This window comes from Parvimonas micra, from assembly GCF_037482165.1.
Classification (GTDB): Bacteria; Bacillota; Clostridia; order Tissierellales; family Peptoniphilaceae; genus Parvimonas.
The window spans coordinates 430,472-452,551 of sequence record NZ_CP148048.1; the positions used below are offsets into that span (position 1 = coordinate 430,472).

The window sequence follows — 22,080 nt, forward strand, 5'->3', positions numbered from 1 at the left end:
TATGAGCGACTATATATTCGGAAGAAATGCTGTATTAGAGGCATTAGAAAGCGATAGAAAAGTAGAGAAAATATATATTTTAAAAGGCGATTTAAAGGGCTCAATAAATAAAATAATTGGTAAAGCAAAGGCAAATGGTATTCTAATTTCAGAAATTGATAAAAACAAATTAGAAAATATGGCTGACGGAGTTGTTCATCAAGGAGTTTGTGCCTTAATTTCAAGTTTTGAGTATTCAACTGTCGAAGAAATATTACAAAGTGCAAAAGATAAAAATGAAGATTTATTTTTAGTGATTCTGGATGAGATTGAAGATCCACATAATTTTGGAGCAATAATTCGTACTTGTGAAGCTGTTGGTGTTCATGGAATTATAGTTTCTAAGAGAAATCAAGCGCCAGTTACTTCAATTGTTCAAAAATCATCTGCAGGAGCAGTAAATCATATTAAAATAGCGAAAGTTGCAAATATTGCAGATACAATTTTAAAATTACAAAAAGAAAATGTATGGGTTTATGGTGCCTGTGGAGAGGCTGAAAAGATATATACAGATATGGATTTTAAAGGAAATATTGCAATAGTAATTGGAAATGAAGGAAAGGGAATAGGACAACTTATAAGAAAGAGATGTGACTTTTTAACCAAACTTCCAATGAAAGGTAAAGTTTCAAGCCTTAACGCATCAAATGCCTGTGCAATTCTAGTTTATGAGGCATTAAGACAGAGAGATGAAAAATAAAAAATTAATCATAATTGATGGATACAATATTCTAAATGCTTGGGAAAAATACAAACCATTTTTAAAATTGAGTTTCGAAAATGCAAGAAATGAATTAATTTATGATATGGGCGAATTTTCAAAATTAATAGGAATAGATTTGTTACTTGTCTTTGATGCATATAAGATTAATTTCAAAGGTTCTTCAGAAGTTATAAAAGGAATTGAAGTTGTCTACACAAAACAAAATGAAACTGCAGACCAATTTATTGAAAAAAAATTGGATGAAATTGGAAGAAAAATATCAGTTTCTGTCGGAACAGATGACACTCTTATTCAAAAACTCGTTACACAAAGAGGTGGAATAGTATTAACTTCAAAAGAATTATTGTTTCGTTATGAAAATTTAAAAAACAAAAGTAATCGTTATGAAACAAAAAATAGAATTACAAACAAAAGCTATTTCAATACTCTAGATGACAAAGCTTTAAATCAACTAGATGAAATAGAGAAAAAATTATTTGGAAAGTAGGAGGGAATATGAGAAAACCTTGGAACGAATATTTTATGGATTTAGCGAAGATGGTTGCAACTAGAGGAACTTGTGATAGGGCTTATGTTGGTTGTGTTTTAGTTAATAAGGATAATAGAATTATATCAACTGGATATAATGGTTCAATTTCAGGTAATCCTCAATGTGACGAAATAGGTCATACAATGAGAGATGGACATTGTATTGCTACAATACATGCAGAACAAAATGCACTTTTATATTGTGCAAGAGAGGGAATTAAAGTAAAAGGTTGTACTTGTTATGTAACTCATTTTCCTTGTTTAAATTGTACTAAGGCTTTAATTCAAGCAGGAATTTCTAAAATTTATTATGAAAATAGTTATAGAATGGACGAATATGCGATAGAATTATTGGAAAGAAACAAAATAGAATATATAAAAATTGGTAATTAGATTATAAAAAATTAATTGACATAACAAAAAAATAGAGTTAAAAACAACTCTATTTTTTAATGCTTATAATAATTCCTCAATATATTCAAATTGAATATCTTCATCTTTTTTAGCGTAAGCCATATCTCTTTCTTTTGTAACTGCAATATCATCTACAAAAAAGGGTTTAATAGTTTCAGTGTTATTATCTTCATTTACTATCTTTACTTTTACAATTTCTGATAGAGTATAACTGTCAACTATAATGCCTTTGCCTTCACTTGTTATTACATAAGTACCACAAGGTGGAATTTTTTTTAATTTTTCTTCGTAAACATTTTGTTCGTATTTCAAACAACACATTAGTCTACCACATGTTCCTGAGATTTTATTTTGATTTAGAGATAGAGATTGATCTCTTGCCATTTTTATAGTTACAGGAGCAAATTCTCCTAAAAATCTTTTGCAACAACAAACTTGACCACAAGAGCCTAGAGCACCTACTATTTTCGCATGATCTCTAACTCCAATTTGTCTAAGTTCGATTCTATTTTTAAATATATATGCAAGGTCCTTAACCAATTCTCTAAAATCAATTCTATTGTCAGAAACAAAGTAAAAAATAACTTTTTGATTGTCAAAAGTATATTCACAATCAACTAATTTCATATCTAAGCCGTGTTCATTTGCTTTTACTTTGCAAATTTCAATAGCATCTTTAGCTTTCTTTTTATTTTCTTCATGTATATAATCATCCATGTTATCAGCAATTCTCAAAACTGGTTTTAATGATGAAACTAGTTTTGATTCTTCAACTTCTTTAGGTTCAATGGCTACATTTCCATACTCTATACCACGAGAAGTTTCTACGATTACATTATCATTTTTATTTATACTAAAGTTGCAGGGATCAAAGTAATATATCTTTCCGGCTTCTTTGAATCTTATCCCAACTACTTTTTTCATGATTCCTCCTAAAATTTATACACACATATTATACCATAATTTTCTGTTGAATACTAGATATATTAATTTAATGGGATTAAAGTTGTCATAAAAAAACAACGGAAATTTTTTCCGTTGTTTTCTAAATTAAATATAAGATTATACTCTTGATTATAACAGAATTAAGTGATAGTAAATTATTCTCTGTTTTTTAGAACTTCGCTGAAATTCATTTTTGATATTCTATAAAATTGTAATATACTTACAAATAGATAAGTAGCAATAGTTATCACAATTGACATTATTACAATTTTTGGCGAAATATCAAGCTCTAAATATCCTGAAAATTTTAGCATTGAATAATACATTATTTGTTTTACTGTATATATTTCAAGTGGTATTAAAGCTATTAAACTTAATAATACTGTTAGAGTTACTGGTCGAATATAGATTTTTGAAATTTCTTTATTCGTGTAACCGAAAATTTTTAAATATGCAATTTGGATAGTATTTTTATCTGTTATTATTTTCATTAGACTGTAAGTAAATCCTGCTAAGAATATTGTAGATACAGCTATAAATGCAGATAGCATTGGTCCCATAAGTTTAGACATCTGTTTAGAAACATCTGTCATTGAATTTTCATCTATTGTTGTTGAAACATACTTTTCATCAATATCTAATTTTTCATTACTAAAATATCCATTAAAGAATTCTTTATTTTGCTCTAATTCTTCATTCAAATATTCTTGCTTTATAAAGGCTGAAAGATTAGCAGACTTTTTGTGTATATTAACTATTTTATAAGTCTTTTCTTTATCTGACAATTTCCCTTTAACTGTTATTTCATCTCCAACATACTTTCTAAGTTTCTTTGAAAGATTTTCACTAATAACTATCTCATTTTTGTTTTCGGGTAGTTTGGTGTTTTCAAAGTATTTTGAATTTTCAGCAATTCCTAAAAGAAGTATGTCTTCATCTGATTTTTTGATACTGTGATAAACCCTTGCTGGTGTAGTCGTATATTTTTCTGCTGTTTTATTGCCAATTTCAATAGGAGCCTTTAGCACATATTGATATTTACTAATCAAATTTTCTTTTATATTATTTCCGTAGTTGTCGAATGTAGGTTTTGCAGAAATTCCAAAGATGAATAATATTGAAGTAATAAATATTCCAAGTACTATCGCTACATAATCACCTTTGTTGGATTTTATAATTGATTTTCTAAATGAACCTAAAAAGTTTTTGTTGACTTTTAATTCATTTTCATGCTTTGATTTTCTTTTATTTTTATAATGTTTTAAATTTTTTCTTAAAAAATCTAAAGGTGTGAAGTTTAATTTTCTATAAATATAAATATAATTAAAAATTAAAATTATTGAAATAGGGATTATAGTTGTAATTATTAATGCTTCCAAGTTGAAACTAGGAGTGAAGTTCTGCATATTAAATGATTTGTAGTAAACAGATTTAAAAGAATTTGTAAAAACTGTGTACCCAAAAATATTTCCTAAAACAGCAGCTAAAAATGTAATTATAACAGAGTTTGCTATATAATTTATAACGAGCTCTGATTTTTTATATCCATTCGCAAGAAGTATTCCAATTATTTCAGATTCTTCTTGTATTTTACTCACAATAGAAAGTGCAAATATGAATCCTATTAGCGTTACCATTAGACAAAGCATAACAATGACCATAGGCCTATCTCCACCCATATCGTCAATCAAATAACTTATAGCATTATTATCTTTTTTTGGAAGTTGTTCTAAAACTGTTTTTGAAATATTTGCAGAATTTACAACTTCTTTATTTTTTTCTTTCGTTTCTTTTTCACTTAGGTTTCTATCGTTAAATCTATATGAAACTTGATATTTTAACTTGCTTTCGTTAAAAATATCTTTGTCTTTATCAGATACTAATCCTACTCCAAAATCTATTGCATTAAATATTAAATCTGTAGATTTTTGAAAAGATGAATTATAATCTGGAGTTGCTATTAAACCAACTATTTTAAAAATACGTTCTTTATTATCTTTAAAAAATTCTTTTTTAAAAGTAATATTGTCACCTATTTTTAAATTATTATTTTCGGCAAATAGTCTATTAATAGCTATTTCATTTTTATTTTTTGCAAGATTACCTTCATTGATAACAGGGAGATTTATATTTTTTCTATTTGTATAAAGTCTAATTGTCTTTTCATCTTTATCATCTTTAATTTTATTAATTTTTGCATCAACGTAAGGAGCTTTTTCGACTTTAACATTAGTTTTTTCAATGGATTTTAATATTTCATCTGTAGGGTCAAATGCGAATAATATTTTTCCATCTTCAACAACTCCAGTTGACATAAGTTCATAATATAAAGTCTTGATACTTCCTGATGAAACCAACATGCCTGAAGTTGTGGAAATCATAAAAAATAGAAGTATAAAGAGAAATAAATTTTTTGACCATTGGGCTTTTAATCCTCTAAGAATTCTTTTATTTAAATTTCTCATGTTACCACTCCAATTCTTGTGCATCCATTACATTGTCATTTTCAATTTCTTGACATATAATTCCATCTTTTAGCCTTATTGTAATATTAGACATCTTTGTTATTTCTTCATTATGAGTTGCAAGAATAATTGTAGTTTTATATTCATTATTTATTCTTTGAAGTAGGGATAAAATATCTTTTGAAGTTTTATAATCTAAAGCACCTGTAGGCTCATCACAAAGTAATATTTCAGGTTTTTTTATTAAAGCACGACCTATTGCACATCTTTGTTGTTGTCCACCTGATAATTGTCTTGGATATTTATTTTTATGTTCCCATAAACCTAAATCTTTTATTAATTTTTCAATATCCATAGGGTCATTGTGTATAAAAGAACCTACTTGAATATTTTCTGTTACAGTTAAATCTGGAATCAGATTATAAAATTGAAAAATAAAACCTAAATATTTTCTTCTAAAATTTGAAAGGGGATTTTGTTTTAAACTTGAAATTTCACAATTATTTATCGTTATCGACCCGCTGTCAATTTTTTCAAGTCCGCCAATAGCATTAAGTAATGTTGATTTTCCTGAACCAGATGGTCCTAATAGAGTACAAAGTGCACCTTTTTCTAAAGAAAAATTTATATCTTTTAAAACGGAAATTTTATTTTCATTTGTTCCATAAGATTTGTTTAAATTTTTTACAACTAAAAACATAAATACCTCCATAAAAATTTATTTAACTATAAACAAATTATAGCACTTTCGATATTTATTATCAACAATAAAATTTTATAATAGAAAGTACTTTTTAATTTGATTATTAAAGAAATTTTTGCGGTATATTAGTTATGTTATAGATGAAAAATATAGTATAATATTATTATAGATTATTTTAAATAAAAATATTTGATTAATAAATAAATGGGAGTGCATTATGGAGTTTGTTTTAAATTCAAAATTTAAGCCTACAGGAGATCAACCTGAAGCTATTGAAAAAATATCGGATTCAATTAAAAAAGGTAATAAAGAAATAATTTTGAAGGGTGTTACGGGTAGCGGAAAGACTTTTACAATGGCAAATATTATTGAGAAAGTTCAAAAACCAACACTTGTAATTGCTCATAATAAGACTTTGGCTTATCAGCTTGCGAGTGAATTTAAGGAATTTTTTCCTAACAATGCTGTTGAGTTTTTTGTATCCTATTACGATTATTATCAACCTGAAGCCTATGTTCCACAATCCGATACTTATATAGAAAAAGACAGCTCAATAAATGATGAGATAGATAAACTTAGACACTCCGCTACAATGTCTCTTTTTGAAAGAAGAGATGTAATTATTGTTGCTTCCGTTTCTTGTATTTACGGTTTAGGCGATCCAATAGACTATGAAAATTTAGTAGTTTCATTAAGACCTGGAATGATAAAAGATAGAGATGAAGTTATAAGAAAACTTGTAGATATTCAATATGTAAGGAATGATATTAATTTTATTCGTGGTACTTTTCGTGTAAGGGGAGACAGTTTAGAAATATTTCCTGTTTCTTCATCTGAAAATAGTATTAGAGTCGAATTTTTTGGAGATGAAATAGATAAAATTTCAGAAATTGATGCCTTAACAGGTAATGTAATAGGAACTCGTGAGCATGTTGCAATTTATCCTGCTTCTCACTTCGCCACTAGTTCTGAAAAAATTGAAAGAGCAATCGGAACAATTTCAAAAGAATTGGAAGAAAGACTTTTAGTTTTAAATCAAGAAAATAAATTAGTTGAAGCTCAAAGACTTGAACAGAGAACAAAATATGATTTGGAAATGTTACAAGAAATTGGATTTTGTAGTGGTGTAGAAAATTATTCTGCTCATTTAAGTGGTAGAGAAAGAGGTTCAAGACCTTATACTTTGATTGATTATTTTCCTGATGATTTTTTGATTATTGTAGATGAAAGTCATGTTACTGTTCCACAAATTGGAGCAATGTATGAAGGGGATAGAAGTAGAAAACAAAATTTGGTTGATTATGGATTTAGATTGCCTTCTGCTTTGGATAACAGACCATTAAAATTTACAGAATTTGAAAGTATGGTAAATCAAATCTTATATGTATCTGCAACTCCTGGCAAGTACGAAAAAAGCCATAATTTAGAAGAAGTTGAACAAATTATAAGACCTACGGGACTTTTGGATCCTTTAATTGAAGTTAGAAAAACAGAAGGACAAATTGATGATATAATTGGGGAAGTGAATTCAGTTATTAAAAAAGGTGAACGTGTTTTAATTACAACTTTAACTAAAAAAATGGCTGAAAATTTAACGGATTATTTAAAAAATGTAGGAATAAAAACAACTTATTTGCATAGCGATATTGACACGATTGAACGTATGGAAATAATCAGAGATTTGCGTGTTGGAAAGTTTGACGTTTTGGTTGGAATAAACTTGTTAAGAGAAGGACTTGACTTGCCTGAGGTAAGTATGGTTATAATTATGGATGCAGATAAGGAAGGTTTTTTGCGTTCTGAAACTTCTATGATACAAACAATCGGACGTGCTGCAAGAAATGTAAACGGAAGAGTTATTATGTATGCTGATAGAATTACAAAGTCAATGGATGTGGCAATTAAGGAAACAAATAGAAGACGTGAAATTCAAAATAAATACAATATAGAGCATAATATTACTCCGAAGAGTGTTAAGAAAGATATTAGAGAGATTATTCAAGCTACAAAGGTTGCTGAGGATAATGTGGATTATAAAACAGAAGATGTTGAAATTACAGATTATGAAAGTTTCATTGAAGATTTGAAAAATGAAATGTTATCTGCTGCCGATTCTTTAGACTTTGAAAGAGCAGCATCAATAAGAGATGAAATAAAGAGATTAAAAGAAATGTGGGGATTAGATGTCTAAAAATACAATTAGAATTAAAGGAGCAAAAGTAAATAATTTAAAAAATATAGATTTAGAAATTCCAAGAGATAAAATGGTTGTTTTTACAGGACTTAGTGGAAGTGGAAAATCATCTTTGGCTTTTGATACAATTTATGCCGAAGGGCAAAGAAGATATGTTGAGAGCTTATCAAGTTATGCAAGACAATTTTTAGGTCAAATGGATAAACCTGATGTTGAATATATTGATGGATTAAGTCCGTCAATATCTATTGATCAAAAAACTACAAATAGAAATCCAAGATCTACTGTAGGAACTGTTACTGAAATTTATGATTATTTAAGATTGCTTTTTGCAAAAATTGGAATTCCAAAATGTCCAATATGTGGAACCGAGATAAAAAGTCAAAGTATCGACCAAATGGTTGATAGAGTTATGAAACTTGAAGAGAGAAGTAAGATATTTGTGTTAGCTCCTGTAATTCGTGGGAAAAAGGGAGAACATAAAAAACTTTTAGAAAATATAAAAATTCAAGGTTTTGTTCGTGCAATTATTGACGATAAGGAATATGAACTTACTGAAGAAATTGAGTTAGATAAAAATAAAAAACATAATATTGATATTGTAGTTGATAGACTTGTTGTAAAAGAAGGAATTGAGTCAAGACTTACAGAGAGTTTGGAAACAGCTTTTAAATTTAGTGACAGTATTGTTAAGGTTAAAGTGGTTGATGGAGAAGAAATTTTATTTTCTGAAAAAATGTCCTGTCCTAACGGGCATATTTCATTTGATGAAATTGAACCTAGAACTTTTTCTTTTAACAGTCCTTTTGGAATGTGTCATGATTGTAATGGACTTGGAAGCCATAAAATTATAGATCCGGATTTGGTAATTCCTGATAAAAATAAATCACTTTTAGAGGGAGCAATTGAATGTTACAATATGACTACTGGGGAAGATGGATACTATTACAAAATATTTCACGAAATAATAAAATATAATGGTTTTGATGAAAATACTCCTTTTAAAGATTTAAGTAAAGAAACTATAGATGAACTTCTTTATGGGACAGGATTAAGAAATATAAAATTTAGGTTTGAAAGTAAGTTCACAAATGAAAATAAAACTTTTAATAAACCATTTGAAGGAATAGTAAAGAATTTAGAAAGAAGATATGCTTCTTCTCCAATGTCTTCTATGAGAGAAAAAATTGAAACAGTGATGTCTGAAATGGAATGTGAAACTTGTAAAGGAAAAAGACTTAATGAAAAGGCCCTTTCAATTTTTATAAGAGACAAAAATATTTCAGATGTTACAGCAATGTCTGTTCAAAAATTAAATGAATGGTTTAATGATTTAGAATTAACAGAAACTGAAAGTATTATTGGGGAAAGAATTTTAAAGGAAATTAGAGAAAGACTTAAATTTTTAAAAGATGTAGGTCTTGAATATTTAACTTTGGCAAGAAGTGCAGGAACTCTTTCAGGAGGAGAAAGTCAAAGAATTAGACTTGCAACTCAAATCGGTTCGGGGCTTGTTGGAGTTGTTTATGTTTTAGATGAACCAAGTATCGGTTTACATCAAAGAGATAATGAAAAACTTTTAAATGCTTTAAGAAATTTAACAAATCTTGGAAATACTTTGATTGTAGTAGAACATGATGAGGATACTATTCGTTGTGCTGACCATATTGTAGATATTGGACCAAGAGCAGGCATTCATGGTGGAGAGGTTGTTGCTCAGGGAACTCTTAAAGATATTATGAAGAGTAAAAAATCTATTACAGGTGCATATCTTTCAGGAAAAAGTAAAATAGAAGTTCCTAAACAAAGAAGAAAATACACAGATACAATTAAAGTTTTTGGAGCAAGAGAAAATAATTTAAAAAATATTGATGTTGAATTTCCTATCGGTGTTTTTACTTGTGTAACTGGTGTTTCAGGAAGTGGAAAGAGCAGTTTGGTAAATTCAATTTTAAATAAAGAATTGTCAAACAAATTAAATAGAAGTAAACAAAAAACAGGAAAGTTTGATAGAATTGAGGGCTATGAAAAACTGGATAAAGTTATTGAAATTGACCAAAGTCCAATAGGGAGAACTCCACGTTCAAATCCTGCAACTTATACTAAACTTTTTGATAATATAAGAGATGTTTTTGCCATGACTACAAAGGCAAAAATGAAAGGATATAGCAAAGGTAGATTTAGTTTTAATGTTCACGGTGGTCGTTGTGAAGCTTGTAAAGGAGACGGAACAATAAAGGTTGAAATGCACTTTTTACCTGATGTATATGTACCTTGTGAAGTTTGTGGTGGTAAAAGATACAATAGAGAAACTTTGGAAGTAACTTATAATGGGAAAAATATTTCAGATGTTTTGGAAATGACTGTTGAAGATGGACTTAAATTCTTTGAAAATCATCCTTCAATAAAAAGAAAATTACAAACTTTATATGATGTAGGATTGGATTATATTAAGATTGGTCAAAGCTCAACAGAGCTTTCAGGTGGAGAGGCTCAAAGAGTTAAACTTGCATCTGAACTTGCTAAACGTGGAACGGGACAAACTGTTTATATTTTAGATGAACCAACTACAGGATTACACATTGATGATATAAAAAAATTGATTGAAGTTTTAAATACCTTAGTTGAACAAGGAAATACTGTTATTGTTATAGAACATAATTTAGATATGATAAAAATTGCAGATCATATAATTGATTTAGGTGTTGAAGGTGGCGACGGTGGAGGAACCATTGTAGTAACAGGCACACCTGAGGAAGTTGCAAAATGTGAGAAATCATATACAGGGCAATTTTTAAGGAAAATATTAGGAGAGCAAAATGGATAGATATATTTTAATTTTAACAGATACCTTTGAAGAAGTTGAAGCACTTACTCAAGTTGATTATCTTAGAAGAGCGGATATTAAGGTCGATATGATTTCAATTACAGGAAAACTTCAAGTTACAAGTAATAGAGGAATAAATGTTTTAGCTGATGATTTGATTGAAAATATAGATTTAAAAGAATATGCAGGAATTATTATTCCAGGTGGACTTCCTGCTGCTTTTGATATCAGAGATGACAAAAGAGTTTTAGATATAATAAAGAAATTTGACGAAGAGGGCAAGTTGATTTCTGCGATTTGTGCAGGACCTTCAGTTCTTGCAAAAGCAGGTGTTTTATCCGGAAGAAATGCTGTTATTTATCCGGGAATGGAAGATGAATTGCTTGATGCAATTGTTAAGGAAGATGCAATTTGTATTGATGACAATATAATTACCGCAAGAGGAGCTGGACTTGCGGGAGAACTTGCTTATACATTGATTAGAAAAATAAAAGGAAAAGTTCAAGAAAAACAAGTTCGTTTTATGTCTGTTGATTATTTGTTGAGGGATTTTATTCTAAAGGAAGAAAAGAATGGGAAATAAAAAAATAGAATTTAACTCTTTGAAAATTGAAGAGCTTGAAGATTTATTTTTAAGTTTGGGAGAAAAGAAGTTCAGGGCTGAGCAATTTTTTAGATTTATGCATCAAAAGAAAAACTTTGAAATAGAAAATTGCAAGCAACTGCCTAAAGTTTTAATTGAAAAACTAAAGGAAATAGGATATATAAATACTTCTTCAATTTATACAAAATATGAATCAAAGCTAGATAATACAAAAAAATATTTGGTTAAATTATATGATAATAGAATAATTGAAACTGTATTTATGGACTATGGAAGTTATTGTACAGTTTGTATTTCAAGTCAAGTAGGTTGTAGAATGGGATGTACTTTTTGTGCGTCAACAAAAGAAAATTTTAAAAGAAATTTAACTTCTGCTGAAATGTTAAATCAAATTTATCTGATAGAGAATGATTTGAATTTAACTATAAATAATGTCGTTATTATGGGCATTGGAGAACCGCTTGATAACTATAATAATGTAATCAATTTTTTGAAGATTATAAATTCTGAAAAGGGTAAAAATTTGAGCCTAAGAAATATTACAATTTCAACTTGTGGACTTGTCCATAATATTTATAAATTAGCTGATGAAAAATTACCTGTTACGCTCACAATTTCACTTCATAATCCATTTCAAAATGAAAGAAGAGAAATAATGCCTATTTCAGATAATTTTTCAATTGATGAAATATTAAAGGCTTGTAAGTATTATTTTGATAAAACTTCAAGAAGAGTCAGTTTTGAATATACAATAATCAAAGGGCAAAACGACTCAAAAAAACATGCGTTGGAGCTTAAGAATATTCTAAAAGGTTTAAATTGCCATATTAATATAATTCCTTTAAATTCAATAAAAGAATTTGATGGAGTTGCGCCAAGTACAAAGTATATTTATGTATTTAAGTCAATGCTTGAAAACTACGGAATAAATGCCACGATAAGAAAGAAACAGGGTGATGATATAAATGGAGCTTGTGGACAACTTAGACAGGGTATTTTAGAAGAAGAAGCATAGAATTATTTTCACTAAGCAGGAATTAATTATAAACTCATAGATTGAAGTTCATATTAAAAATATAAATAATATGTGAATTTCCTATGAGTTTTTATTATATTAATTTTTAAAGAATTATTTGTTTTAGTTATGAAAAACGTTTTTAAAAAATTTAGTAAAACTATTGAATTGTTTAAACAATAATGGTAAAATATATATGTAGTTTAAATATTAGAAACTTAGGAGGCTTATTATGATAGAAAAAAACGTTATAATAAAAAATGAAACAGGATTACATGCTAGACCTGCTGCATCTTTAGTTCAATTTGTTAAGAAATTTGATGAAAGTATTGAAATTATTTTAGATAACAAAGTTGCTGATGCGAAAAGTATTTTTAATGTTATGAGTTTAGGTATTTCTAAGGGAACAGAAGTAACATTGAGAGTTGATGGAGAAAATGAAGAGAAAACTTTAGGGGAAGTTGTGAACTTCATAGAAAATTTAGCTGATTAATTTTAAGTATAGCTTCTCGAAAGAGAAGCTTTTTTGGTGGAGTATTATGAAAGTATATGATGGATTTTCCGTTTCTAATGGAATTGCTTATGGTAAGGCAATTACTTTGTTTTATGAAAAGAATTTTATTCAAGAAAAAATATCTGACAATGATAAAGAGAAAGAAATTACAAGGTTTGAAAGTTTATTATCAAGTTATTTAGAATCTGATAGGATAAAAGTTCAAGATGAAAAATTAGAGAGTTTATTAAATGTTCATATTGAATTAATAGATGATCCATTTTTAAAAGATAGTGTAAAAAGTAAAATATTGACTGAAAATAAATCTTTAGAAAAATCAATAGAGGAGACAATTAGTCATATTTGCTATGAATTGAATAATCTAGATTCTGACTATATGAGAGATAGAATTTATGATTATATTTCAATTCAAGAAGAGTTTATTAGAACTTTAACATCAACTGAAGAAATTAAAATTTATGAAAATAAATTTGTACTTTTTACAGAAAATTTATCACCAAAAATAATTGATAAATATAAAGATCAATTAATTGGTATAGTTTCAAAAAATGGTGGAAAAACTTCACATGCTTCTTTATATGCAAAAAATTTACAAATTCCTTATATAATATGTGATTCTCTAGATTTTCAAGAGTTAAAGGATACGAACTTTGATTGTATTTTAGATTGTAATCAAGAAAAATTGTTTTTAAATCCTGACGAAGATGTAGTTAATTCATATAAAAATTTATTGAAATCATCACAAAAAGAATTTTTAGATAGGAATATAGTAAGAACCAAAAATAATAGGTATATAAGAGTATGTAGTAATATTTCAAGTTTTGAAGAGTTTGAAGTATCTTTAAAGAATGGTACAGATGGATGTGGGTTGTTTAGAACAGAGTTTTTATTTATGTCTGATGAATCTCCAACAGAAGAGTATCAATTTGAAATTTTTAAAAAACTTGCTCAAAGTACAGACAAACCTATTGTAATTCGAACTTTTGATATTGGTGCTGATAAAAAATCTATGTTTTTTAAGTTGGATGAGGAAAAAAATCCATTTTTAGGATTACGTGGTTTTAGAATTTATAAAGAATTTTATAAGGAATTGAGAAAACATTTAAGGGCAATTTTAAGGGCATCTGCATTTGGAAATATAAAAATTATGATTCCAATGATAACTACATTAGATGAAGTTTTGTGGATAAAAAATGAAATATTAAAAATCAAAGATGAATTAAGAGAAGAGAGAGTGGATTTTGATGAAAATATTGAGTTTGGAATTATGATAGAAACTCCTGCTTCAGTTTTTCTTATTGATATTTTGATTAAAGAAGTTGATTTTGTGAGTATTGGAACAAATGATTTGGTTCAATATATGTTAGCATGTGATAGAGAAAATTCTAAGATGCAACAATTGTATGATTGTTATAACCCATCAGTTATTCGTTCAATTCATCGTGTTGTAGATATTGCTCATAGAAATGGAAAAATAGTTTCAATGTGTGGAAACTTTGCAAGTGAATTAGATGCTGTTGAACTTTTAATTTTGCTAGGGATTGATGAGTTCAGCGTTACTAATGATGTTTTACAAAAAATAAAGAAAAGAATAAAATTATTTGATCATAATAACTATTTAGATTTTTTTGATAACATAAATAAATTTAAAACAGGACGTTCAGTTTTATATTATTTTGATAATAAATAGAATATTTTTGCTAAATGTTAATTATTTGTAATATATTTGTAATTATTTTGTAACTTTTTTTGCTTTTTTTACTACATTTTATAAATTTTATGATATAATAGTACTGTCGATTGGTTAGAAATTTAATTGAGGTGATATTTTGTTAGAATTTATAGAAGTAAATAAAGTATATAAAAACGACGTTTGTGCTTTGAAAGATCTTAGTTTCAAAGTAGAAGATGGAGAGTTCGTTTTCTTAATTGGAGCAAGTGGTGCAGGTAAAACAAGTATCATAAAAATGCTTTTAAGAGAAATAAAACCAACATCAGGTGAAATAATTGTTGATAATGTTAATATAGTTAAGTTGAGAAACAGAAAAATACCGCAACTTAGAAAAACAATGGGTGTTGTATTTCAAGATTTTAGACTTTTAGAAGGTAAGACTGTTTTTGACAATATAAAATATCCATTACAAATTCTAGGAGTTTCAAAAAGAGTTATTAATAAAAGAGTAACTGAAATTTTAGAGCTAGTTGGATTGTCAGATAGAGCAGACTCATTTCCAAATCAATTATCAGGTGGAGAGCAACAAAGAGTTTGTATTGCAAGAGCTCTTATAAATAGACCTAAGTATTTAATTGCTGATGAACCAACAGGAAATTTGGATCCAAATACTTCAGAAGATATAATGAAGTTACTTTTGGATGTAAATGCTAAAGGTACAACAGTTATTGTTTCTACACATGATAAAGATATAGTTAATAAACTTAAGAAAAGGGTTATAAGTATGGATCATGGCGCAATGATTAATGACGAAGAACGTGGAGGTTATTTTGATGAGTTCAATTAGAAGATTTTTTTCTGCCATAGGAGAAGGATTTGTAGGTGTTTGGAGAAATAAATCTATGAGTGTTGCATCAATAGTATCTATTTGCTCAATGCTTTTAATTCTAGGTGGAATTACTTTTGGAGTTTTTGTAGCTAATAATATAGTAGAAGATATGAAGACTAAGGTTGATCAAATAGATGTTATTTTAACACCTGAAGTTACATCCGAAAGGATTGCAAAAATTAAAGAAGAATTACAAAAAATAGAAAATGTAAAAGAAGTAAACTATGTTTCAAAAGAACAAGCTTTAGCAAAAATGAAAGAACAATGGAAAGAAAATTCATTTTTACTAGAGGGTATGGAATCTGCCCTTCCTGAAAGTTTTGAATTGAAGGTTGAGAATATAGAAAATTCAAATGCTGTTGCATCTAGCATATATAATGTTAAAGATGTAGAAAAAGTAGTTTATTATAAAGATATTGTTGATAAGATAGCAAAAGTATCGGAAATGGTTAAATATGTAGGAATTACATTAGTTGCTGTACTATTAATGGTAAGTTTCTTTATAATGTCGATAACAATTAAATTAACAGTTATAGCAAGGAGAAAAGAAATAAGTATTAAGAAATACATAGGCGCAACTAATATGAGTATTACAGGGCCGTTTATCGTAGAAGGTATGTTACTTGGTATAATTGGTGCTGGAATATCTTTTACAATAGTATTCTTTATTTATAAATATATTTATGAAAGCTTTGCTTGGGGAGTAGGAAATATATTCTCAAATTATTTGTTACCAGTTGATGTTTTTGGTATTTATGTAGCTATTGCATATTTTGCAATAAGTATTGGTATCGGAGTATTAGCATCAATATTCTCAAGTAGAAAATATATGAAAGTGTAGGAGGTTGTGATGAAAAAGAGAAGATTTGTAGCATGGATTCTTGTGTTTTCAATGTTTGGTTCAGGCATAATTTCTTATGCTGATAAAGTAGATGATTTAAAGAAAGATAAACAAAGTCAAGAAAAGAATTTGGAAAATAAAAAGAAATCAATTCAAGATATGACTACTGAAAAGGATGAGGCGTTCAAGGAAATTGTTGAAAAGCAAAAAAAGATTGATCAGTTAGACAAAGACCTTACAGAGTTAGAAGATGCAATATCTAAAATATCTGATGAAATTCAAGCTTCTAAAGAAAAAATAACAATCTTAGAAGATAGAATTACAGAAAATCAAGAACTTTTTAAGAAAAGAGTTCGTGTAATGTATGGTAATAAAGATTTAAATTCTATTGAAGTTTTGTTCTCTGCATCAGATATAAGAGATTTTATTTCAAGATATTTTATGATGCAATCAATTGCTGATTATGATAAGAAATTAATTACAAGCTTGAAGAATGATAAAGTTGCTTTGGAAAAAGAAAAAGAAGAATTAGAAGCAAGAAAAGAAGAAAAAGTAGTTAAGAAAAAAGAAATGGAAGTAAAGTATCAAGCTTATACTGAAGAAGTTGAAAAGAATAAACAACTTATTGCCAAATTGGAACAAAATATTGAATATACAAAATCAGAAATTGATCAATTACAAAATAAAGTTAAAAATCTAAATGCAAATATAAGCTTTGAAGAAAAAGTAAAAGCAGATATTTTAAGAGGAATAAACGAAAAGAAAATTCAAAAAGATATTGATGAAGGCAAGATAACTTCTCGTCCATCAAATGGAGAGATGATGTGGCCTTTAAGTGGATATTATAGAATTTCAAGTCCATTTGGATGGAGAAATGCGCCAATTGGTCAAGGTGGAGAAAGACATAGAGGAATTGATATTCCTGCTCCAACAGGAACTCCTGTTTACTCTGCAACAGATGGTGTAGTTATTTCTGCAGGATGGAATGGAAGTTATGGTAATGCTGTTATGATTAAATATACAAATAATATTGTTATTGTATATGGACATAATTCAAGCTTGGTTGTAAGAGCTGGACAAAAAGTAAGTAAAGGACAAGTTATTTCACTAGTAGGGTCTACAGGAAATTCAACAGGACCACATTTACATTTTGAAGTTAGATATAACGGTTCACCAGTAGATCCACTTAGATATTTGAATCACTAGGAGTAATAATATATGATAAAAAATAAAAAACTTACGGTTTTTCTGGTCTTGATGATATTTTTAAGCTCATTTATATCATACAAAGCTGGAAAAAATTCATCAGTTTCACCAGTTACTAATACTAAAACTGAAGAAACTTCTGATTATGGTAGTTTTAAACCTTTTGTTGATGCAATAAAAGAAAAGTATTATTTCGATATTGATTATGAAAAAATGAATACTGAAATTAAAAAAGCAATATTTTCTTCTTTGGGAGACCCTTATACTCAATATATGACTGAAAAAGATATGAAGGAACTTCAAAAAACTAATACAGGAAAATTTGTTGGGATAGGTGTTCAAGTTAGTGTAAATGAAAATGGAGAAATTGTAGTTGTTGCACCGATAAAAGGTGGTCCAAGCCAAAAGGCTGGGATACAAGCAGAAGATATTATAGTAAAAGTCAATGATGAGGAAATAAAGAAGAATGATTTAGAGTCAACTGTTAAACTTATGAGAGGTAATGAAGAAATTGGTACTGAGGTCAAAGTTACAGTTAAAAGAATTGTAGACTCTGAAGAAAAGATATTAGATTTCACATTAAAGAGAGAAGAAATAACTACGGAATCTGTAAATTCAAAACTTTTAGATAATGGAATTTTATATGTTCAAATTACTAACTTTGCTGAAAAAACAGGTACTGACTTTGAAAAGGCTATTGATGATGGCTTGAGTAAAGGAGCAAAATCTTTAATTATTGACCTTAGAAATAACCCAGGAGGGCTATTGACATCTGTTAAGCAAGTTGCTGATAAACTTTTACCTGAATCTACAATTATGAAAATTGTAGATAGTAAAGGAAAAGAAACGGTTGAAAAAGCTACAGGAAAAGGAACAGATATTCCAATAGTAGTTTTAATTAACAAAGGTTCAGCATCAGCTTCTGAAGTTTTAAGTGTTGCTCTTCATGATAATAAGAAAGCTACATTGGTTGGAGAAAAATCTTTTGGAAAAGGAATAATTCAATCTATTTTCCCTATAAATAATGGAGGAAAATCTGAAGGAATAAAGATGACCATTGCTGAGTATTTTGGACCTAATGGAACTAAAATACACAAAGTTGGGCTAGAGCCTGATTATAAAGTTGAACAAAAGAATTATTCTAAAACTGGAATAGAACATTTAAAAGATGATGAACAATTAAAAAAAGCTATTGAATTGTTGAAATAAAGAGGAAAAATGAAGACTATTAAAGTTTATCAAAGTGAATACAATAAAAAAATTCCATTAGAGTATATTGGGAGAGTAAAATATGTTGGAGAAACTTTTGGTGTTGATAGTTTGACTAATGATAAAATATATAATGTAGTTTATGATGAGAATAAGACTATTAAAATTGTTGATGATAGTAATGAAGATTATTATTATGATTTAATAAATCCTAGACCACTTGATGGTAGTTCATATGGTGGGAAATTTTATATAATAGAGGATTTGAATGGTATTTTATCAAAAATTATTGAATAATGTAAATATAGCAATCATAAATTTTTTATGGTTGCTTTTTTAGTATATAATTAATTACTTATATTCAAAATTGTCATTTGTATAATAATAAATAATTGGATTAAAAAAATTCAATTATTTGTAAAAAATTTTTAAATAAATGTCTAATGTAGGTAAATTATATTGTAATTTAGAATTGATTTTTAAAAATAGAATATTGAAATATCAACATTTTAAAAAACAAAACTTGACTTATTAAGATATTTAGAATATAATACTTTTATGAAAATTATAGGTTTTCATAAAGGATATTTTAAAGGAGTGTTTTATGTCTTTTTATATGAATTCGGATAAAGGAAATGTTAGAGAAAATAATGAGGACAATTTTCTTTTTGAAAAATTTGAAAAACTAAATATTCTAATTTTAGCGGATGGTGTAGGAGGACATGATAATGGAGAAATTGCATCAAGTCGTGCAGTAAGTATAGTTATGAATTATATAAAAAATAATTATAAACTATATTCCGAATATTCCCTCCTATTAATAGATGCTTTTTGTGAAGCTAATAAAGTTATTTATGAGCTTAATTTAGAAATAAATTCTGGAGAAGAAGAAATTTCTAAAAAAGTAATGGGAACAACTTTAGAAGTTCTTTTGATAGATGGTAATACTTTATACTTCGGACATGTTGGAGATAGTAGAATATATATTAAGGACGAAAGTTTTAGAATGTTAACAAAAGATCATTCTTTAGTTCAATATTTATATTCAAGTGGTGCATTAACTGAAGAAGAAGTGAAAAATTATAATGATAAGAATTCTATTCTGAGAGCAATTGGAATGGAAAAACATGTTGAAGTTGATGTTGAATCTATTAAAATTAAGCCAAAAGATATTTTACTTGTTTGTTCTGATGGACTTACAAATGAACTTGATGATGACGAAATTTCAGAAATGATAGACTTTAAATACAGTGCAAAAGAAATGGTTGATAATATTATATCTACTGTTAAAAGTGGATTAGCAAGAGATAATGTTACTGTTGGAATTTTTAAAAATGATGAGGAGATTTTATGTTAGGATCAATTTTAAATGGCAGATATGAGGTAATTGAAAAAGTTGGAATTGGCGGGATGGCCATTGTATATAAAGCTAAGGATATTTATTTAAAAAGAATTGTTGCCGTTAAAGTTTTGAAGGAACAATATCTTGAAGATAAAGAATTTATAAAAAAATTCGTTATAGAAGCTCAATCTGTTGCTAATTTAAACAATCAAAATATAGTTAAAATTTACGATGTAGGTCAACATATAGAAGATGGCAAGACTTTTAACTATATTGTAATGGAATATATTAAAGGTAAGACTTTAAATGAATTAATAAAGGATAAGGGCAGATTAAATTCAAATGCTGTTGTTGCTATTTCTAAGCAGATAGCCAATGCTTTAGATTGTGCTCATAAACATCATATAATACATAGAGATATCAAACCTCATAATATTATTATTGATGAAAATTTAAATGTTAAAGTTACAGATTTTGGTATAGCAAGAATTGCTACAAGTTCAACTATAACTTATACTTCTTCTGTACTTGGAACTGTGCATTATATTTCACCTGAACAAGCAAAGGGAAAATTTATTGACGAAAAATCAGATATTTATTCTTTAGGTGTTGTTATGTATGAAATGGTTACAGGAAGAGTTCCTTTTGATACAGATAATGCAGTTGGAATAGCAATGCAACATATAAATGAACCATTAGTTGAACCAATTAGGCTTGTTCCAAATTTAGAAACTTGGCTAAATTCTATAATTGTAAAATGTATGGAAAAAAATCCAGAAAATAGATTTGAAAGTGCAGAAAGTCTTATAAAAGCTTTAGAAGATAAGAATGTAGGAAGTAATCAAAGAGCTACATTTAATGATAATACCGATAGAGCTTTTTATAGAGAATCTGTGTATAAGGCTGATAAGCAAAATGATTTTAATAAACCTATTATAAAAAATAATAATAAAAACAGAGAACAACTAAAAAAGAAAAAGGGGATTTTCGATTATAGTATAACTTATGTTGTATTAGCTTTACTTATAGTCGCATCCGTATTCTTTATATATAGATTAGCTGTTTCTAATAAAGCTACTAATACTGTTAAAGTACCTCCAGTAACTGGATTGGATAAAGATGAAGCTATTAGAGTGTTAAAAGAAAAGAAACTTAATGGACTTATAGTAAAAACTGTGAATGATGATTCTGTTGAAGCTGGAAAAATTGTTCAACAATCGCCAGCACCAAATGCTGAAGCAAAAGAAGGAACGAATGTTGAATTGACTGTAAGTGTAGGTAAGAATAAAACAATTGTTCCTAATTTATCAAATGTTGAGTTTGAAAAAGTTGAAGAGCTATTAAAAAAGAGCAATTTGGCATTGGGTAAAGTTGAAAGAAAATATGACGATAAAGTTGATGAAAATAAAGTAATAAGTCAAAGTGTAAACTATGGCGATGAAGTTGAAAAAGGAACTAAAATTGACATTGTAGTAAGTAGAGGAAAAGAAGATAAAAAGGTAGAAGTTCCAGATTTGATTGGGAAAACTGAAGCTGATGCAATAAAGGCATTGTATGATAGCGGACTTGCTGTTGGTAAAACAGAGAAAAAAGCTGATTCACAAAAAGCAGGAACTGTAATTTGGCAATCTTATGGAAAAGGTGTAAAAGTTGATGCATCTACTAAAATTGATATTGTTGTAAGTTCAGGAAAGACAATTAAGGACAATGTGTTAAACTTGACTTCTTATAGTGAAGCTGATTCCGTTACTAAAAAGTATACAATAAATGAACCAGACAAGAATTATCTTTTAATGGTAACTAAAAATACTGAAAATGGTGAAACAAAGCTATATGAAAAAACTATGGTTACAGGTGGCGGGAAGCTAACAATAAATATAAAAGCAAAATCTAGTGAAAAATTTAATGTTTATGTAAATGGAGAACTTATTTTATCAGGTGAGAATTAA

At 27.9% G+C, this 22,080-nt stretch carries 19 protein-coding genes; 16 read left to right on the plus strand and 3 right to left on the minus strand.

Going from position 1 to position 22,080, the window contains the following annotated elements; genetic code table 11:
* Position 1 precedes the first annotated feature (1 nt).
* From rlmB to WFJ11_RS02165, 3 genes are read left to right on the plus strand one after another with little or no spacing between them, the layout of a single operon-like run.
* Positions 2-739 (plus strand): 23S rRNA (guanosine(2251)-2'-O)-methyltransferase RlmB, encoded by a 738-nt coding sequence (gene rlmB / locus WFJ11_RS02155; RefSeq protein WP_338817575.1) that lies wholly within the window; start codon positions 2-4, stop codon positions 737-739.
* A complete protein-coding gene (locus WFJ11_RS02160; RefSeq protein ID WP_338817576.1) occupies positions 729-1,250 on the plus strand; it encodes an NYN domain-containing protein in 522 nt (173 codons plus the stop codon). Before rlmB ends, WFJ11_RS02160 begins: the two co-directional genes overlap by 11 nt.
* A gap of 8 nt (positions 1,251-1,258) precedes the next feature.
* Positions 1,259-1,684 (plus strand): deoxycytidylate deaminase, encoded by a 426-nt coding sequence (locus tag WFJ11_RS02165; RefSeq protein ID WP_009372833.1) that lies wholly within the window; start codon positions 1,259-1,261, stop codon positions 1,682-1,684.
* Between the two features lie 63 nt (positions 1,685-1,747).
* On the opposite strand, the gene WFJ11_RS02170 is transcribed toward WFJ11_RS02165, so the two are convergent.
* From WFJ11_RS02170 to WFJ11_RS02180, 3 genes are all read right to left on the minus strand, one after another.
* Positions 1,748-2,629 carry a stage 0 sporulation family protein gene (locus WFJ11_RS02170; protein ID WP_338817577.1) on the minus strand — a complete coding sequence of 294 codons (882 nt, stop codon included), beginning with the start codon at positions 2,627-2,629 and terminating at the stop codon, positions 1,748-1,750.
* A 176-nt stretch (positions 2,630-2,805) separates the two neighbouring features.
* Entirely contained in the window at positions 2,806-5,031 is a 2,226-nt protein-coding gene (locus WFJ11_RS02175) for an ABC transporter permease (RefSeq protein WP_338817578.1), read from the minus strand.
* 85 nt (positions 5,032-5,116) lie between these two features.
* Positions 5,117-5,815 carry an ABC transporter ATP-binding protein gene (locus WFJ11_RS02180; protein ID WP_338817579.1) on the minus strand — a complete coding sequence of 233 codons (699 nt, stop codon included), beginning with the start codon at positions 5,813-5,815 and terminating at the stop codon, positions 5,117-5,119.
* Positions 5,816-6,035: 220 nt separating this feature from the next.
* Between WFJ11_RS02180 and uvrB the strand changes: the two genes are divergently transcribed.
* The 13 genes from uvrB (at position 6,036) to pknB (ending at position 22,080) form a co-directional block, all read left to right on the plus strand.
* The gene (uvrB, locus tag WFJ11_RS02185) at positions 6,036-8,009 is read left to right on the plus strand and encodes an excinuclease ABC subunit UvrB (RefSeq protein WP_009354255.1); all 1,974 of its coding nucleotides are present in this window, start codon (positions 6,036-6,038) and stop codon (positions 8,007-8,009) included.
* Positions 8,002-10,839 carry an excinuclease ABC subunit UvrA gene (gene uvrA / locus WFJ11_RS02190; RefSeq protein ID WP_338817580.1) on the plus strand — a complete coding sequence of 946 codons (2,838 nt, stop codon included), beginning with the start codon at positions 8,002-8,004 and terminating at the stop codon, positions 10,837-10,839. The genes uvrB and uvrA overlap by 8 nt, the downstream gene beginning before the upstream one ends.
* Positions 10,832-11,422, plus strand: a complete 591-nt coding sequence (locus WFJ11_RS02195; RefSeq protein ID WP_338817581.1) for a DJ-1 family glyoxalase III — start codon at positions 10,832-10,834, stop codon at positions 11,420-11,422. The genes uvrA and WFJ11_RS02195 overlap by 8 nt, the downstream gene beginning before the upstream one ends.
* Positions 11,412-12,458 (plus strand): 23S rRNA (adenine(2503)-C(2))-methyltransferase RlmN, encoded by a 1,047-nt coding sequence (gene rlmN, locus WFJ11_RS02200; protein ID WP_338817582.1) that lies wholly within the window; start codon positions 11,412-11,414, stop codon positions 12,456-12,458. The genes WFJ11_RS02195 and rlmN overlap by 11 nt, the downstream gene beginning before the upstream one ends.
* Before the next feature lie 232 nt (positions 12,459-12,690).
* Positions 12,691-12,951, plus strand: coding sequence for an HPr family phosphocarrier protein (locus tag WFJ11_RS02205; RefSeq protein ID WP_009372701.1), 261 nt, complete (start codon positions 12,691-12,693; stop codon positions 12,949-12,951).
* 46 nt (positions 12,952-12,997) lie between these two features.
* Positions 12,998-14,662, plus strand: a complete 1,665-nt coding sequence (gene ptsP / locus WFJ11_RS02210) for a phosphoenolpyruvate--protein phosphotransferase (RefSeq protein ID WP_338817583.1) — start codon at positions 12,998-13,000, stop codon at positions 14,660-14,662.
* A gap of 139 nt (positions 14,663-14,801) precedes the next feature.
* A complete protein-coding gene (ftsE, locus tag WFJ11_RS02215; RefSeq protein WP_009732814.1) occupies positions 14,802-15,491 on the plus strand; it encodes a cell division ATP-binding protein FtsE in 690 nt (229 codons plus the stop codon).
* Positions 15,478-16,374, plus strand: coding sequence for a permease-like cell division protein FtsX (gene ftsX / locus WFJ11_RS02220; protein WP_338817584.1), 897 nt, complete (start codon positions 15,478-15,480; stop codon positions 16,372-16,374). Before ftsE ends, ftsX begins: the two co-directional genes overlap by 14 nt.
* Before the next feature lie 9 nt (positions 16,375-16,383).
* On the plus strand, positions 16,384-17,580 hold the full coding sequence (locus WFJ11_RS02225; RefSeq protein ID WP_009372321.1) for a murein hydrolase activator EnvC family protein: 1,197 nt from the start codon (positions 16,384-16,386) through the stop codon (positions 17,578-17,580).
* Positions 17,581-17,592: 12 nt separating this feature from the next.
* Positions 17,593-18,789, plus strand: coding sequence for a S41 family peptidase (locus WFJ11_RS02230; RefSeq protein WP_338817585.1), 1,197 nt, complete (start codon positions 17,593-17,595; stop codon positions 18,787-18,789).
* Between the two features lie 9 nt (positions 18,790-18,798).
* Positions 18,799-19,086 (plus strand): hypothetical protein, encoded by a 288-nt coding sequence (locus WFJ11_RS02235; RefSeq protein WP_338817586.1) that lies wholly within the window; start codon positions 18,799-18,801, stop codon positions 19,084-19,086.
* Between the two features lie 307 nt (positions 19,087-19,393).
* The gene (locus tag WFJ11_RS02240) at positions 19,394-20,146 is read left to right on the plus strand and encodes a PP2C family protein-serine/threonine phosphatase (protein ID WP_009372446.1); all 753 of its coding nucleotides are present in this window, start codon (positions 19,394-19,396) and stop codon (positions 20,144-20,146) included.
* Positions 20,140-22,080 (plus strand): Stk1 family PASTA domain-containing Ser/Thr kinase, encoded by a 1,941-nt coding sequence (gene pknB, locus WFJ11_RS02245; RefSeq protein WP_338817587.1) that lies wholly within the window; start codon positions 20,140-20,142, stop codon positions 22,078-22,080. Before WFJ11_RS02240 ends, pknB begins: the two co-directional genes overlap by 7 nt.

Excerpts from the sequence above, each read along its gene's own strand:
- WFJ11_RS02225 (WP_009372321.1), top strand. The coding sequence starts at position 16,384 with ATGAAAAAGAGAAGATTTGTAGCATGGATTCTTGTGTTTTCAATGTTT.
- ptsP (WP_338817583.1), top strand. The coding sequence starts at position 12,998 with ATGAAAGTATATGATGGATTTTCCGTTTCTAATGGAATTGCTTATGGT.
- WFJ11_RS02175 (WP_338817578.1), bottom strand. The coding sequence starts at position 5,031 with ATGATTTCCACAACTTCAGGCATGTTGGTTTCATCAGGAAGTATCAAG.
- WFJ11_RS02205 (WP_009372701.1), top strand. The coding sequence starts at position 12,691 with ATGATAGAAAAAAACGTTATAATAAAAAATGAAACAGGATTACATGCT.
- pknB (WP_338817587.1), top strand. The coding sequence starts at position 20,140 with ATGTTAGGATCAATTTTAAATGGCAGATATGAGGTAATTGAAAAAGTT.
- WFJ11_RS02180 (WP_338817579.1), bottom strand. The coding sequence starts at position 5,815 with ATGTTTTTAGTTGTAAAAAATTTAAACAAATCTTATGGAACAAATGAA.
- WFJ11_RS02170 (WP_338817577.1), bottom strand. The coding sequence starts at position 2,629 with ATGAAAAAAGTAGTTGGGATAAGATTCAAAGAAGCCGGAAAGATATAT.
- WFJ11_RS02160 (WP_338817576.1), top strand. The coding sequence starts at position 729 with ATGAAAAATAAAAAATTAATCATAATTGATGGATACAATATTCTAAAT.
- rlmB (WP_338817575.1), top strand. The coding sequence starts at position 2 with ATGAGCGACTATATATTCGGAAGAAATGCTGTATTAGAGGCATTAGAA.
- WFJ11_RS02240 (WP_009372446.1), top strand. The coding sequence starts at position 19,394 with ATGTCTTTTTATATGAATTCGGATAAAGGAAATGTTAGAGAAAATAAT.
- rlmN (WP_338817582.1), top strand. The coding sequence starts at position 11,412 with ATGGGAAATAAAAAAATAGAATTTAACTCTTTGAAAATTGAAGAGCTT.
- WFJ11_RS02165 (WP_009372833.1), top strand. The coding sequence starts at position 1,259 with ATGAGAAAACCTTGGAACGAATATTTTATGGATTTAGCGAAGATGGTT.
- uvrA (WP_338817580.1), top strand. The coding sequence starts at position 8,002 with ATGTCTAAAAATACAATTAGAATTAAAGGAGCAAAAGTAAATAATTTA.
- WFJ11_RS02195 (WP_338817581.1), top strand. The coding sequence starts at position 10,832 with ATGGATAGATATATTTTAATTTTAACAGATACCTTTGAAGAAGTTGAA.
- ftsX (WP_338817584.1), top strand. The coding sequence starts at position 15,478 with ATGAGTTCAATTAGAAGATTTTTTTCTGCCATAGGAGAAGGATTTGTA.
- WFJ11_RS02230 (WP_338817585.1), top strand. The coding sequence starts at position 17,593 with ATGATAAAAAATAAAAAACTTACGGTTTTTCTGGTCTTGATGATATTT.
- uvrB (WP_009354255.1), top strand. The coding sequence starts at position 6,036 with ATGGAGTTTGTTTTAAATTCAAAATTTAAGCCTACAGGAGATCAACCT.
- WFJ11_RS02235 (WP_338817586.1), top strand. The coding sequence starts at position 18,799 with ATGAAGACTATTAAAGTTTATCAAAGTGAATACAATAAAAAAATTCCA.